Annotated in this window: 13 protein-coding genes; 11 read left to right on the top strand and 2 right to left on the bottom strand. The window is 70.4% G+C overall.

All coding sequences use genetic code 11. The features are described from left to right. Positions 1-152: 152 nt before the first annotated feature. Positions 153-1,325 carry a mechanosensitive ion channel family protein gene (locus ABIC61_RS18310; protein WP_354031050.1) on the top strand — a complete coding sequence of 391 codons (1,173 nt, stop codon included), beginning with the start codon at positions 153-155 and terminating at the stop codon, positions 1,323-1,325. Between the two features lie 103 nt (positions 1,326-1,428). On the opposite strand, the gene ABIC61_RS18305 is transcribed toward ABIC61_RS18310, so the two are convergent. Further along, positions 1,429-1,620 carry a hypothetical protein gene (locus ABIC61_RS18305; RefSeq protein ID WP_058725532.1) on the bottom strand — a complete coding sequence of 64 codons (192 nt, stop codon included), beginning with the start codon at positions 1,618-1,620 and terminating at the stop codon, positions 1,429-1,431. A 92-nt stretch (positions 1,621-1,712) separates the two neighbouring features. On the opposite strand from ABIC61_RS18305, the gene ABIC61_RS18300 reads away from it, so the two are divergent. Beyond that, positions 1,713-2,864 carry an SLC13 family permease gene (locus tag ABIC61_RS18300; RefSeq protein ID WP_354031049.1) on the top strand — a complete coding sequence of 384 codons (1,152 nt, stop codon included), beginning with the start codon at positions 1,713-1,715 and terminating at the stop codon, positions 2,862-2,864. 45 nt (positions 2,865-2,909) lie between these two features. Here ABIC61_RS18300 and ABIC61_RS18295 read toward each other — a convergent pair whose 3' ends face one another. Next, positions 2,910-3,881: a magnesium transporter CorA family protein gene (locus tag ABIC61_RS18295; protein WP_186322144.1), complete on the bottom strand. Its 972-nt coding sequence runs from the start codon at positions 3,879-3,881 to the stop codon at positions 2,910-2,912. A gap of 166 nt (positions 3,882-4,047) precedes the next feature. Between ABIC61_RS18295 and otsA the strand changes: the two genes are divergently transcribed. The 9 genes from otsA to ABIC61_RS18250 all read left to right on the top strand — a co-directional run bounded on the left by otsA (position 4,048) and on the right by ABIC61_RS18250 (position 13,912). Further along, on the top strand, positions 4,048-5,640 hold the full coding sequence (gene otsA, locus ABIC61_RS18290; protein WP_144757404.1) for an alpha,alpha-trehalose-phosphate synthase (UDP-forming): 1,593 nt from the start codon (positions 4,048-4,050) through the stop codon (positions 5,638-5,640). After that, on the top strand, positions 5,633-6,415 hold the full coding sequence (gene otsB, locus ABIC61_RS18285; RefSeq protein WP_354031048.1) for a trehalose-phosphatase: 783 nt from the start codon (positions 5,633-5,635) through the stop codon (positions 6,413-6,415). Before otsA ends, otsB begins: the two co-directional genes overlap by 8 nt. 90 nt (positions 6,416-6,505) lie before the next feature. Continuing rightward, entirely contained in the window at positions 6,506-8,200 is a 1,695-nt protein-coding gene (gene ilvD / locus ABIC61_RS18280) for a dihydroxy-acid dehydratase (RefSeq protein ID WP_144757408.1), read from the top strand. Between the two features lie 46 nt (positions 8,201-8,246). Further along, positions 8,247-10,070 carry an acetolactate synthase large subunit gene (locus ABIC61_RS18275; protein WP_079236389.1) on the top strand — a complete coding sequence of 608 codons (1,824 nt, stop codon included), beginning with the start codon at positions 8,247-8,249 and terminating at the stop codon, positions 10,068-10,070. After that, complete coding sequence (gene ilvN, locus ABIC61_RS18270) at positions 10,067-10,567, top strand: acetolactate synthase small subunit (protein ID WP_079236388.1); 501 nt, start codon at positions 10,067-10,069, stop codon at positions 10,565-10,567. Before ABIC61_RS18275 ends, ilvN begins: the two co-directional genes overlap by 4 nt. Positions 10,568-10,608: 41 nt before the next feature. Continuing rightward, on the top strand, positions 10,609-11,634 hold the full coding sequence (ilvC, locus tag ABIC61_RS18265) for a ketol-acid reductoisomerase (protein WP_079236387.1): 1,026 nt from the start codon (positions 10,609-10,611) through the stop codon (positions 11,632-11,634). A gap of 207 nt (positions 11,635-11,841) precedes the next feature. Beyond that, entirely contained in the window at positions 11,842-13,032 is a 1,191-nt protein-coding gene (locus ABIC61_RS18260) for a mannitol-1-phosphate 5-dehydrogenase (RefSeq protein ID WP_144757410.1), read from the top strand. A gap of 62 nt (positions 13,033-13,094) precedes the next feature. Beyond that, positions 13,095-13,535 carry a hypothetical protein gene (locus tag ABIC61_RS18255; RefSeq protein ID WP_079236385.1) on the top strand — a complete coding sequence of 147 codons (441 nt, stop codon included), beginning with the start codon at positions 13,095-13,097 and terminating at the stop codon, positions 13,533-13,535. Beyond that, positions 13,532-13,912, top strand: coding sequence for a hypothetical protein (locus ABIC61_RS18250; protein ID WP_144757412.1), 381 nt, complete (start codon positions 13,532-13,534; stop codon positions 13,910-13,912). The genes ABIC61_RS18255 and ABIC61_RS18250 overlap by 4 nt, the downstream gene beginning before the upstream one ends. The last annotated feature ends 137 nt before the right edge of the window (positions 13,913-14,049 follow it).

Genomic DNA, 14,049 nt, shown 5'->3' with positions numbered 1-14,049 from the left:
GGTGGGGGCGCCCCACCACCCCTCCCTCTCCCCCCCCACCCCGGGGGGGGGGGGCCCCCCCCGGGGGGGGGGGGGGGGCCCCCGCGCCCCCCCCGCCTCCCGTCTTGCGGTCCGCTGGGCGACGACCGTCGTCCAGTTGGTTGCATGGAGGGATGGACACCCTCCTCCGGCTCCTCGTCGCGATCGGCTTCGCGCTGCTCGTCACCGCCGCCGCTGCCCTCGTCCTGCACCTCGTGTTCCGCGCCCTCGGCAGACGGAAGCGCTGGGCGGCCGTGCTGTCGCGCCGCACCAAGCACCCGACCCGCACGATGCTCCTCGTCGTACTGCTCTGGGCGGCCTTCGCGTCGAGCATCCCGGACCACTCCGACGTGTACCCGTGGCGCGACGGGGTCTCGCACACCTTACTCATCGTCACGATCGGCGTCGGGACGTGGCTCGCCTGCGCGATCGCGATCGTCCTCGAGAGCCTCGGGCTGCACCGCTACCGCGTCGACGTGCCCGACAACCGGGTCGCCCGGCGGATCCGGACGCAGGTGCTGGTGCTCCGCCGCCTCACGGTCGCGGTGCTCGTCATCATCGGCGTCGGCGCCATCCTGCTCACGTTCCCCGGCGTCGAGGCGGCGGGCGCGAGCGTGCTCGCCTCGGCCGGACTCATCTCCGTCATCGCGGGTCTCGCCGCGCAGTCGACGCTCGGCAACGTGTTCGCCGGAATGCAGCTCGCGTTCTCCGGTTCGATCCGCGTCGACGACGTCGTCGTGGTCGAGCAGCAGTGGGGGCGCATCGAGGAGATCACCCTCACCTACGTCGTCGTGCACCTGTGGGACGACCGGCGCTTCGTGCTGCCGTCGACGTACTTCACGAGCACGCCGTTCGAGAACTGGACGCGGACGAACAGCGAACTGCTCGGCGCCGTCGAGTTCGACCTGGACTGGCGGGTGCGCCCCGGGGAGATGCGTGCGGAGCTCGAGCGCATCCTCGACCGCACCGAGCTCTGGGACCGCCGGGTCCAGGTGCTGCAGGTGACCGACGCCGTCCAGGGGTTCGTGCACGTCCGTGTCCTCGTCACCGCGCACGACGCCCCGTCGCTGTTCGACCTGCGCTGCTACGTCCGTGAGGAACTGGTCGCCTGGATCCAACGCACCCACCCCGATGCCCAGCCGGTGCAGCGGGTGCTCATGGTCGACGAGGCGGTCGAGCCGCGTGCGTCCCGCCGGACCGCCTCGACCGCGTCGTCCTCGGCGCTGTTCACCCCGGACCAGGAGGACCGCGCGGCCCTGTTCACCGGTCCGATCCAGACGTCCGACATCCCGCGTTCGGAGCGCTGAGCGCGACCCCGGGACGGACTGGAGGCGCGGTGCCAGCTGGCACCGCACCTCCAGTCCGTCTGCTGGTCGCGTTCGCGACCTCCGGTTGCGAGACCGCCGTTGCTTACGGCTGACGTGCCTTGACGGCCCGGTCGTCCTCGACGACCGTGCCGATGGCGACGATCGTCGTCGCGAGCCACGCCACCCACGTCAGCGCGAGACGCCAGTCGCGCGGTCCCTGCCTGGTGGTCTGCACGACGCTGTAGCCGCTGATGATCGAGCTCCACACCGCACCGCTGAACATGAACTTCCGCACGGGTTCCTCCTTCGCTGGTCCCGTCAACGCTACCGGCCGCTACATTGGAGCGCCGCCGGTCGCCCTGCCGGCGCACTCGAAGAGGAGCCGCTGTGCGTCAGGCCGTCATCGGGGGAGTGTTGCTCGTGGTCGGCGCGGTGTGCGTCGCCCTCGGTCTGCTGCCCCTGTCCGACCTCGCCGAGCTCGCCGACCGGGTCGTCCCGGTGCTGGCGTTCGTGCTCGGCCTCACCGTCGTCGCCGAACTCGCGGCGGACGCCGGCGTGTTCGACCGCCTCGCCGACGTCGCCGCGCGTGTCGGCGGCGGTCGCACGATCGGCCTCTGGGCGGCGGTCGTCGTGCTCGCCGTGGTCTGCACGGTCTTCCTGTCGATCGACACCACGGCGGTGCTCCTCACCCCGATCGTGATCACGCTCGCCCGCCGGGTGGGGCTGCCGCCGATGCCGTTCGCGCTGACGACCGTCTGGCTCGCGAACACGGCGTCGCTGCTGCTGCCGGTGTCGAACCTCACGAACCTGCTCGCCGTCGACCGCATCGGGCTCGACGGTCCGATCCCGTTCGCCGGGCTGATGGTCTGGGCGGCGCTCGCGGGCGTGGTGGTGCCGTGCGCGGTGCTCCTCGTCGTGTTCCGTGGGAAGCTCTTCGGTCGCTACACCCCGGTGTCCGTCCGCCAGGCGACCGACCCGGTGTTCTTCTGGTCGGCGTCGGCGGTGCTCGTCGCCCTCGTCGTCGCGCTGACCGCCGGCGTGACGGTGTGGATCGCCGCGGTCGCAGCGGCCGTCGTGCTCGTGGCGGTCGCGGCCTTCCGTGCTCCGTCGGAACTGCGGATCTCCCGCGTGCCGTGGTCGACGCTGCTCTTCGCCGCCGGGTTGTTCATCGTGGTCGAGACGCTGCACACGACCGGACTCACGGACCCGATCGTGAACGCGCTGCCCGGGGGTACGGGGAGTGGGCCGCTCCTGGCACTCGGCGGTGCGGGGGCGGTGGCGGCGAACGCGATCGACAACCTGCCCGCCTACCTGGTGCTCGAGCCGGCGGCCGGCCACGAGGCCCTGCGCTACGCGGCGCTCCTCATCGGTGTGAACGCCGGTTGCCTCATCACCCCGTGGGCGTCGCTCGCGACCCTGCTCTGGCACGCCCGGTTGTCGTCCGAGGGGGTGCACCTGTCGTGGGGGAAGTACATGGCGCTCGGGTGCGTGGTCGCCCCGCTCACGGTCGTGGCCGGGGTGCTCGCCCTGCGCCTGTAGCCCGCTCGCACGGTGCGGGGTGGCGCGCGGCTCGCGGAGCCGGAGTCAGAGCCAGTCGCGGGTCTTGAACACGCGGTAGAGCACCAGCGAGGACGTCACGATGAGGGCGAGCGACAGGTACAGCCCGCTCCAGTGGCTCTCGCCGGGGAACGTCACGTTCTGCCCGAAGAACCCGGTGATCGCGGTCGGGATCGCGATGATCGCCGCCCAGCTCGTCACCTTCTTCATCACCGTGTTCTGCCGGTTCGAGGACAGGTTGAGGTTGGTGTCGAGGACGCTCGACACCGCGTCGCGCAGCTGCTCGACGGAGTCCGCGATCGACACCAGGTGGTCCTCGACGTCCCGGAAGTACGGGCGGATGCCGTCGGAGATCGTCTCGGCGTCGCCGTGCAGCAGGGAGGCGACGCTGTCCCGCGTGGGGACGACCTGCCGGCGGAGGACCCCGAGTGCCTTCCGGAGCCGGAACGACCGACGCTGGATCTGCTGTTCGCGCGGATTGCCGCGCTCGAACAGGTCGTCCTCGAGGTCGTCGATCCGTCGTTCGATGTCCTCCACCGTGCTCGTCGCGTGGTCGGTCACGGCGTCGAGCAGCCCCCAGACCAGCCAGGGCACCCCGTGGTCGGCGATGTCCGCGTTCGCGTCGAGGCGCCGCTCGACCGCGCCGGTGTCGACGTCCGCGCCGTGGATGGTGACGAGGGCGTGCTCGGTGACGAACGCCTTCACCTCGTGGGTCACGAGGTCCCCGTCGTCGTCGAGGCCGGCGACGTCGTAGACGACCAGGAACAGGCTGTCGCGGTAGCGGTCGAGCTTCGGGCGCTGGCCCCGTTCGACCGCGTCCTCGACAGCGAGCGCGTGGATGCCGAGTTCGGCCTCGACGTGCTCGAGGTCGGTCGGGTCGGGGTCCGTGTAGTCCACCCACACGAACGCGTCCTCGTCGGCGACGATGTCGGAGATCCGGTCGACCGGGAAGTCCCGCTCCGCCGCACCGCCGTTCCGCCACGCCCGTGTCATGACCATGCCGACGAGCCTAGTGAGACGGCCGGCCCGGGGATCCCAGGCCGGTCGCGTTCGAAGGCGGGCCGTACCGGAAGCCGCCGATCCGCCGTGAATCCGCTGTCGGCACGCTGGTAACTTACGGCTGGACCCGGCGCTGAGCCGGGCGGAACGGAGACCCCACCACCCCATGGCAGCACCCCGCACCGAACAGACCCGCTACGCCTTCGTCGTCGCCTCGAACCGCCTGCCGGTCGACCGCGTCGTCGACGAGGACGGCAACGAGGGCTGGCGGCACTCGCCAGGCGGCCTGGTCACGGCACTCGAGCCGGTGATGCGGGCGAACGACGGTGCCTGGGTCGGATGGGTCGGCCAGCCCGAGGTCGAGGTGGAGCCGTTCGACAACGAGGGCATCCACATCGTCCCCGTCCCGCTCAGCGACGCCGACGTCGAGGAGTACTACGAGGGCTTCAGCAACGACACGCTCTGGCCGCTCTACCACGACGTCATCGAGCACCCGAGCTACCACCGCGACTGGTGGAACGCGTACAAGCGCGTGAACGAGCGGTTCGCCGCGCAGATCGCCGAGATCGTCGAGCAGGACGGCATCGTCTGGGTGCAGGACTACCAGCTGCAGCTCGTCCCGGCGCTGCTGCGGGAGCGCCGCCCTGATCTGACGATCGGCTTCTTCAACCACATCCCGTTCCCGCCGGTCGGCATCTACGCGCAGCTCCCGTGGCGCGCGCAGATCCTCGACGGGCTGCTCGGTGCGGACGTGATCGGGTTCCAGCGGCACGACGACGCGAGTGACTTCCTCCGTGCGGTCCGCCACATCAAGGGCTACACGACCAAGGGCCAGACGATCGACGTCCCGGTCGACGACCCGGACGCCCCGCGCAGCCGCAAGGGCATCACCGTCCGCCACGTCGAGGCGCGGCACTTCCCGATCTCGATCGACGCCGCCGGCTTCGAGGAGATCGCGCACCGCCCCGAGGTCCAGGAGCGTGCGCGGGAGATCCGCGAGAGCCTGGGCAACCCGAAGACGGTCCTGCTCGGCGTCGACCGACTCGACTACACGAAGGGCATCCGGCACCGCATCAAGGCCTTCGGCGAACTGGTCGAGGACGGCCGGATCGCGGTCGAGGACGCCACGCTCATCCAGGTCGCGAGCCCGAGCCGCGAACGCGTCGACACCTACGCCGCGCTCCGCGACGAGATCGAGCTGACGGTGGGCCGGATCAACGGCGACCTCGGCGTGATCGGGCACCAGCCCATCGCCTACCTGCACCACGGGTACCCGCGCGAGGAGATGGTCGCGCTGTACCTCGCCGCCGACATCATGCTCGTCACGGCCCTGCGCGACGGCATGAACCTCGTCGCGAAGGAGTACGTCGCAGCCCGGTTCGACAACGACGGCGTCCTCATCCTCTCCGAGTTCGCCGGTGCCGCCGACGAGCTCAAGCAGGCGGTCATCGTCAACCCGCACGACATCGGCGCGTTGAAGGACTCGATCCAGCGGGCGATCGAGATGCCGCGTCGCGAGCGCTCCACGCGCATGCGCGCGCTCCGGAAGCGGGTGCGCGACAACGACGTGGCGCGCTGGTCGCGCTCCTTCCTCGAAGCGCTCGACCGGCACGCACCGCGGAACGCCCAGATCGACCCGTCCGCGGCGGACCCGAAGGACCGGCACCGCGAGGCGCAGACGGACAACATGTCGATCTTCGACCAGGACGCCCAGACGGCGCGTGCTGCTGAGGACACCCGGGAGGCGCGTGATGCCTGAGACGACCACCGACCAGACCGCCGTCGACGCGGCTCTCGAGACGCTCGCGGCTGCGCCGCGACTCATCGTCGCCCTCGACTTCGACGGCACGCTCGCGCCCTTCGCCGACGACCCGTCACAGGTCGGTGCCCTGCCCGGCTCCTGGGCAGCGGTCCTGACGCTCCACCGGGCGAAGGACACCGAGGTCGTCCTGGTCTCCGGCCGGCCGCTCGACAGCCTCGCCAGGGTCACGCAGGCGCCGGACGGCATGGCCCTCGTGGGCTCGCACGGCGTCGAGTGGCGGGTCGACGGCCACGACGAGGCCGCACTCACCGCCGACGAGCAGGCCCGGGTCGCCCGGATCGGCGCGGCACTCGACGAGGTGGGCGAGCGCTTCCCCGGCGTCGTCATCGAGCACAAGCCCGCGGGGCACGGCGTGCACACCCGACGGGTGAGCCCCGAGGTCGCGGCCGAGGCGAACGCGGCCGCGAGCACCGCGGCGCACGAGGCCGACGCGGACGTCCTCGAGCGCGGCGGCAAGGACATCGTCGAGTTCGCCGTCCGGCACGTCACGAAGGGCGACGCGATCGCACGCCTGCGCGACCTGCACGGCGCGGATGCGGTGTTCTTCGCCGGGGACGACGTCACCGACGAGGACGCCTTCCGCGTGCTCGGTGCCGGCGACGTCGGCGTGAAGGTGGGGGAGGGCGAGACGCTCGCCGCCTACCGGGTCGCCGATCCGGCGGCGCTGACCGACGTCCTGAAGCAGCTGGCGCGCCTGCGCGCGGTGCGCTGACCAGGGCGATCCGTTCCTCCAGACCGGGTTTCACCATGCGAACGCATGTTGTTGTCCGATTGGTATCCCAACTGCGCCTAGACTCGCTCCATGCCTGACATCGACGTGAAGCCCCGCAGCCGGGTCGTCACCGACGGGATCGAAGCAACCACCTCGCGTGGCATGCTCCGGGCCGTCGGCATGGGCGACGAGGACTGGGAGAAGCCGCAGATCGGGATCGCGTCCTCCTGGAACGAGATCACCCCCTGCAACCTCTCCCTCGACCGCCTCGCGCAGGGCGCCAAGGAAGGCGTCCACTCGGGTGGCGGGTACCCGCTCCAGTTCGGCACCATCTCCGTCTCCGACGGCATCTCGATGGGCCACGAGGGCATGCACTTCTCCCTCGTCTCGCGTGAGGTCATCGCCGACAGCGTCGAGACCGTCGTGAACGCCGAGCGCCTGGACGGCACCGTCCTGCTCGCCGGCTGCGACAAGTCCCTGCCGGGGATGCTCATGGCCGCCGCGCGCCTCGACCTCGCGAGTGTCTTCCTCTACGCGGGCTCGGTCATGCCGGGCTACGTGAAGCAGGCGGACGGCTCCTTCAAGGAGGTCACGATCATCGACTCCTTCGAGGGCGTCGGTGCGTGCAAGGCCGGCACGATGTCGGAAGAAGAGCTCAAGAAGATCGAGTGCGCGATCGTCCCGGGCGAGGGCGCCTGCGGCGGGATGTACACCGCCAACACGATGGCCTCCGTCGCCGAGGCCCTGGGCATGTCGCTGCCCGGTTCGGCCGCGCCGCCGAGCGCCGACCGCCGCCGTGACTACTACGCGCACCGCTCCGGCGAGGCCGTGGTGAACATGCTCCGACTGGGGCTCACCGCACGCCAGATCCTGACGAAGGAGGCGTTCGAGAACGCCATCGCCGTCGCCATGGCACTCGGAGGCTCCACGAACGTCGTCCTCCACCTCCTCGCGATCGCGCACGAGGCCGAGGTCGAGCTCTCCCTCGACGACTTCAACCGCATCGGCTCGAAGGTCCCGCACCTCGCTGACATGAAGCCGTTCGGCAAGTACGTCATGGTCGACGTGGACCGCAACGGCGGCATCCCGGTGATCATGAAGGCGCTGCTCGACGCCGGGCTGCTGCACGGTGACGTCATGACCGTCACCGGCAAGACCCTCGCCGAGAACCTGGCCGAGATCGACCCGCCCGAGCTCGACGGCGAGGTCTTCCGGAAGCTCGACAACCCGATCCACGCGACCGGTGGCCTGACGATCCTGCAGGGCTCGTTCGCTCCGGAGGGCGCCGTCGTGAAGACCGCCGGCTTCGACGCCGAGGTCTTCGAGGGCCCCGCTCGCGTGTTCGACCGCGAGCGTGCCGCCATGGACGCCCTGACCGAGGGCGGGATCCAGAAGGGCGACGTCGTGGTCATCCGCTACGAGGGCCCCAAGGGCGGCCCGGGCATGCGCGAGATGCTGGCGATCACCGCCGCCATCAAGGGCGCTGGCCTCGGCAAGGATGTACTACTGTTGACGGACGGACGATTCTCAGGCGGCACAACCGGCCTGTGCATCGGCCACATCGCACCGGAAGCAGTGGACGCAGGTCCAGTTGCATTCGTGCGCGATGGCGACCGCATCCGTGTCGACATCGCGGCTCGCTCGCTCGACCTACTGGTCGACGAAGCCGAGCTGGAAGCCCGCCGAGAAGGCTGGGCCCCGCTGCCCCCGCGCTACACCCGCGGAGTCCTCGCGAAGTTCGCGAAGCTCGTCCAGTCCGCTGCCAAGGGCGCAGTGACGGGCTAGCGTCGACACACGCACCATCGCCACCTCTCCAGGCAAGGAACACCTCATGCCCACGGAAGCCACACCGCTGTCCGCGGCCGCCGGTGCACGCCGGACGCCGGAGATCCTGACCGGCTCGGGAGCCGTCCTCCGGACGCTCGAGCACCTCGGGATCACCGACGTCTTCGGCCTGCCAGGCGGCGCCATCATCCCGTTCTACGACGAGCTCATGGCGTCCACGACGATCCGTCACGTCCTCGTCCGTCACGAGCAGGGCGCCGGCCACGCCGCCGAGGGCTACGCGTCCTCGTCCGGCAAGGTCGGTGTCGCCATCGCGACCTCCGGTCCCGGCGCGACGAACCTCGTGACGGCGATCGCCGACGCCTACATGGACTCGGTGCCCTTCATCGCGATCACCGGCCAGGTGTTCTCGACCCTGATGGGGACGGACGCCTTCCAGGAGGCCGACATCGTCGGCATCACGATGCCGATCACGAAGCACTCCTTCCTGGTCACCGACCCGGCCGACGTCCCCGCGACGCTCGCGGCCGCGTACCAGATCGCCACGACCGGTCGCCCCGGTCCGGTCCTGGTCGACATCACGAAGGACGCCCAGCAGAAGTCGGCGCCGTACGTGTGGCCGCCGAAGATCGACCTGCCCGGGTACCGCCCGGTGACGAAGGCGCACGGCAAGCAGATCGCCGCGGCCGCCCAGCTGCTCTCCGAGTCCGAGCGCCCGGTGCTCTACGTCGGCGGCGGCGTGGTCCGCTCCCGGGCGACGGCCGAGCTCCTTGCCTTCGCCGAGGCCACCGGCGCCCCCGTCGTCACGACCCTGATGGCGCGCGGCGCGTTCCCCGACTCGCACCCGCAGCACCTCGGCATGCCCGGCATGCACGGCACGGTGCCCGCGGTCCTCGGGCTGCAGGACAGCGACCTCATCATCGCGCTCGGCGCCCGGTTCGACGACCGCGTGACGGGCAAGGCTGACGAGTTCGCGCCGAACGCCAAGGTCGTGCACGTCGACATCGACCCCGCCGAGATCTCGAAGATCCGCTTCGCCGACGTCCCGATCGTGGGCGACGCGCGCGAGGTGCTGAAGGACCTCCTCGACGCCTGGAACGCCGTCCCGACCGACGAGCGCGCTGCCACCGCCGAGTGGTGGACGAAGCTCGAGCAGCTCAAGGTCGACTTCCCGCTCGGGTACGCCGAGCCGACCGACGGCCTCCTCGCCCCGCAGGCGATCATCAAGCGCATCGGCGAGCTCACCGGGCCAGAGGGCGTCTTCGCCTCCGGGGTCGGCCAGCACCAGATGTGGTCCGCGCAGTTCATCAAGTACGAGCGGCCGAACGCCTGGCTCAACTCGGGCGGCGCCGGCACCATGGGCTACTCGGTCCCGGCGGCGATGGGCGCGAAGGTCGCCCAGCCCGACCGCGTGGTCTGGGCGATCGACGGTGACGGCTGCTTCCAGATGACGAACCAGGAGCTCGCGACCTGCGTCATCAACGACATCCCGATCAAGGTCGCGATCATCAACAACTCGTCGCTCGGCATGGTGCGGCAGTGGCAGACGCTGTTCTACGACGGCCGTCACTCCTTCACCGACCTGCAGACGGGCCACGGCACCCGCCGGGTCCCGGACTTCGTGAAGCTCGCCGACGCGTACGGTGCCCTCGGCATCCGCGTCGAGAAGGCCGACGAGGTCGACGCCGCGATCCAGCTCGCCCTCGAGACCAACGACCGTCCCGTGGTGATCGACTTCGTCGTGAGCCGCGACTCGATGGTCTGGCCGATGGTCCCGCAGGGCGTCAGCAACTCGTCCATCGAGTACGCCCAGGCCCTCGCGCCCACCTGGGACGACGAGGACGCCGACATGACGGGGGAAACCGCATGAGCCACGTCCTCTCCCTCCTCGTCGAGGACAAGCCGGGTCTGCTGACCCGTGTCGCCGGCCTGTTCGCGCGTCGCGGGTTCAACATCGAGTCGCTCGCCGTGGGCAACACCGAGGTCGAGGGCCTGTCCCGGATCACGGTCGTCGTCGACGTCGAGGACCTCCCCCTGGAGCAGGTGACGAAGCAGCTCAACAAGCTGGTCAACGTCATCAAGATCGTCGAGCTGGACTTCTCGCAGTCCGTCCAGCGCGAGCACATGCTCGTGAAGGTGCGCGTCGACAACCAGACGCGCTCGGCGGTGCTCGAAGCAGTGAACCTGTTCCGTGCCCAGGTCGTCGACGTGGCGACCGACTCCCTCGTCGTCGAGGTCACCGGGGACCCCGGCAAGATCCAGGCGATCCTCCGTGTGCTCGAGCCCTACGGCATCAAGGAGCTCGCCCGTGCCGGCCTGCTCGGCATGGGCCGCGGACCGAAGAGCATCACCGACCGGGTGCGCTGAGCACCCGCCCAAGACCACCAGAACCAAGGAGACACACCCTCGTGACTGACATCGTGTACGACGCCGACGCCGACCTGACGCTCATCCAGGGCAAGAAGGTCGCCGTCATCGGGTACGGCTCGCAGGGCCACGCCCACGCCCTCAACCTCCGTGACTCGGGTGTCGAGGTCAAGATCGGCCTGCAGGAGGGCTCGAAGAGCCGCCAGAAGGCCGAGGAGGCCGGGTTCGAGGTCCTCACCCCGGCCGAGGTCACGAAGTGGGCGGACGTCGTCGTCATCCTCGCGCCGGACCAGGTCCAGCGCATCGTCTACAAGGACGACATCGAGCCGAACCTCCAGCCGGGTGCGACGCTCGTCTTCGGCCACGGCTTCAACATCCGCTTCGGCTACATCCAGGCACCCGAGGGCGTCGACGTGTCGCTCGTCGCCCCGAAGGGCCCGGGTCACACCGTGCGCCGCGAGTACGAGGCCGGCCGTGGCGTCCCCGTGATCGTCGCCGTCGAGGTCGACGCCTCGGGTTCCGCCTGGGACCTCGCGTGGTCGTACTCGAAGGCCATCGGCGGCCTCCGCTCGGGTGGCATCAAGACCACCTTCACCGAGGAGACCGAGACCGACCTGTTCGGCGAGCAGGCCGTCCTCTGCGGTGGCACCTCGCAGCTCATCCAGTACGGCTTCGAGACCCTCGTCGAGGCCGGCTACCAGCCGCAGATCGCGTACTTCGAGGTCCTGCACGAGCTCAAGCTCATCGTGGACCTCATCTGGGAGGGCGGCCTCACCAAGCAGCGCTGGTCGATCTCCGACACGGCCGAGTTCGGTGACTACGTCTCCGGCCCGCGCGTGATCTCGCCCGAGGTCAAGGAGAACATGAAGGCGGTGCTCGCGGACATCCAGAACGGTGCCTTCGCGAAGCGCTTCATCGACGACCAGGACGCCGGTGCTCCGGAGTTCAAGGCGCTCCGTGCGAAGGGCGAGGGCCACCCGATCGAGGCCACCGGCCGTGAGCTCCGCGCGCTCTTCGCGTGGAAGCAGAACGACGGTGACTACGTGGACGGTTCCGCGGCGCGGTAGTCTTCCGAGGACTCGACGACGAGGCGGCGGTGCACCCTGCACCGCCGCCTCGCGACGTGACCCGAACGTTATGCAGCAGCTCCAGAACGAACCCGACGACGCCGTCCGGCGTCCCTTCGCCGTGCCCGCAGCACCTGCGCGACAGATGTCGCGCGTCGTCGGCACCGTGTGGCAGAACCGCACCGAGACCCATGGGAGGATCGTCGGATGGCGGTGACGAAGCGAGCGGTCCACATCGGCGCCGGCAAGATCGGGCGTGGGTTCGTGGGCCAGTTCCTGGTCGCGAGCGGCTACGAGCTGACCTTCGTCGACGTCGACGACCGCGTCGTCTCCGCCCTCAACGAGGCCGGCCGCTTCGTGGTGCACGAGGTCGGCGAGATGCCGGTCGAGCACCTCGTCTACGGGTTCAGGGCACTCAGCAGCAAGACCGACCGCGAGCAGGTCATCCGGGCCATCGCCGAGGCGGACGTCGTCACGACCGCCGTGGGTGCACGCACGCTGCCGCTCGTCGCACCGGTGATCGCCGAGGGGCTCGCGGCGCGCCCGCTCGAGCGCGGCGACGTCACGATCGTCGCCTGCGAGAACGCGTTCAACGCGACCGACTCCCTGCACGCCAGCATCCGCCGCGCCCCCATCCTGGAAGACCGGGACATCGCCGCGGTCTTCGCGAACTGCGCGATCGACCGGATCGTGCCCGACCAGTCCGGCGTCCTCGGACAGTCCGGCGGCCTCGACGTCGTGCTCGAGCCGTTCTACGAGTGGGTCATCGAGCGCACCCCGTTCGCCGACTCCGACGCCGAACCGCCCGCGATCGACGGCGTCACCTGGGTCGACGACCTCCAGCCGTTCGTCGAGCGGAAGCTCTACACGGTGAACACCGCGCACGCGACGGCCGCGTACCACGGGTACGTCCGGGGCATCCGACTCATCCGCGAAGCCCTCGAGGACGACGCCGTCCGCGCCGAGGTCGACGGCGTCCTGGCCGAGACCACCGCGCTCCTCATCGCCAAGCACGGGTTCGACCCGGAGGAGCACGCGCGCTACGTCACCGCGAACCTCTCGCGCATCGCCAACCCGCACCTGCCCGACACGACGGTCCGCGTCGGCCGGAACCCGCTCCGGAAGCTGGGTCGTCGGGAGCGCTTCGTCGGTCCCGCTGCGCAGCTCGCCGAGCGCGGGCTGCCGGTCGACCACCTGCTCGGAGCGGTCCGGGTCGCCCTCGACTTCGACGACGAGAACGACCCCGAGTCGATCGAGCTGCACGCGCTCCTGCGGTCCGGCGCCACGGCACACGCGCTCACCGAGATCCTCACCGGTCTGATGGAGAGCCACCCGCTGTTCCCGGCCGTGCGCGACGTCGTCGCCCAGGTGCTCGAGACGCAGCCCGCCGACGCCTGACCGGCGCCCGTACAGCCGGTCCATGGTCGAGCCGGCGCGGCTCGCCTCGTAGAATCGGGTGCATGACCACGGCAGCATCCCCGCCCGACGGCTCGGTCGACCACGACGACGACGCCCTCAGCTGGGGCGACGCCGACGACGCGACCCACGTCGACGCGGCCCACAACCCGGTCGCAGTCAAGGACCGCGGGGTCCGCGACCCCGAGGCGCCGGAGACCTCCGGAGCCCTGATCGGCTTCGGCGTGTTCGGTGGGCTCTACCTGCTGTACACGGTCGCGTGGCTGCTCACCGCGTCGACCTCCTACGTCTCGAACGTCGACACCGTCCTGACCGTCTTCGTCGAGGTCCTGCGATTCCTGTCGATCGTCGCGCCCGCCCTCTGGTTCACGGTGGTCCTCTGGGCCGGTCGTGGTCGCCGGACCCGCACTCGCCTGCTCTGGATGCTGCTCGGCGCCGCGGTCCTGTTCCCGTGGCCGTTCCTCATGACCCGGAGCTTCGGGTGACCGCCGCGACGCCGACGGTCCGGCGCGCGCCGGGACCGATCGTCGCGCGGGTCGCGGTGTGGGTGGTGTTCGCCGTCCTGTTCGCCTACATGACCGTGCAGAGCGTGGGCAACCTCGTGACGGTCTCGCAGTCCGTCCGCGCGTTCAACGAGTTCCTCGGCACCACGTCCGGTGGGGACACGCTCGCACGCAGCACCCCGTGGGTCTGGCTCGTACTGGACATCGCGATCGCTCCGATCGCCTTCGCCGTCGCGTTGTGGGTGAGCCGTCGTGCGCGCCTCGCGGTGACGGTCGGCATCTTCGTCCTCGCGTTCGCCGCCGCAGGCGCGCTGTGGTTGGACCTGCAGCTCTTCGTCCCGCGTCTGCTCGATTTCTGACGTTCGGATCAACGGCCTGGAGGCGGGGGGGGCGCGGGGCCCCCCCCCCCCCCGCCGGGGGGGGGGGGGGGCCCGGGCCCGGTGTGGCGGGCGGAATAGGGCGGGGCCCACCACGCACGCCGCCCCTTCGTGTGCCA

The organism is Curtobacterium sp. 1544 (genome assembly GCF_040544915.1).
GTDB lineage: Bacteria > Actinomycetota > Actinomycetes > Actinomycetales > Microbacteriaceae > Curtobacterium > Curtobacterium pusillum_C.
The sequence above is the reverse complement of the archived record's forward strand: the minus strand, read 5'-3'. Positions and strand labels throughout refer to the sequence as shown.